The following is a 245-nucleotide window of genomic DNA, read 5'->3' as shown; positions in this document are numbered from 1 at the left end:
TACCTGCTGTATCGCATCGGCGACTGCGTGGCCCAGCGCAACGTGCATGCGGCGATCTACGACGCCTTGCGGCTGTGCAAGGATTTCTGATCCAGCGCGCCTAAACGCCGTAGACCCCTGTGGGAGCCTCCCATGTTGAACACCCTTCTACCTATTCTGCTGTTCGCTGCCCTTGGCCTGGCGGTGCTCGGCGCCCTGCGCCGGGTGCGCATGTGGCGGCGTGGCCGGCCGTCCAAGGTCAACCT

General features: G+C 64.9%; 2 protein-coding genes. Both read left to right on the top strand.

Annotation, left to right across the window (positions count from 1 at the left end):
* Positions 1 to 90 (top strand): hypothetical protein (locus tag JOY50_RS29430; RefSeq protein WP_373459464.1); only part of this gene is annotated, 90 nt, incomplete at its 5' end.
* Positions 91 to 132: 42 nt separating this feature from the next.
* On the top strand, positions 133 to 245 hold a 113-nt coding region (locus JOY50_RS28880), incomplete at its 3' end, for a DUF3483 domain-containing protein (protein WP_140399199.1).

Source organism: Pseudomonas sp. BP01, from assembly GCF_022760795.1.
Classification (GTDB): Bacteria; Pseudomonadota; Gammaproteobacteria; order Pseudomonadales; family Pseudomonadaceae; genus Aquipseudomonas; species Aquipseudomonas putida_Q.
This window is presented reverse-complemented; position numbering and strand designations above follow the sequence as displayed.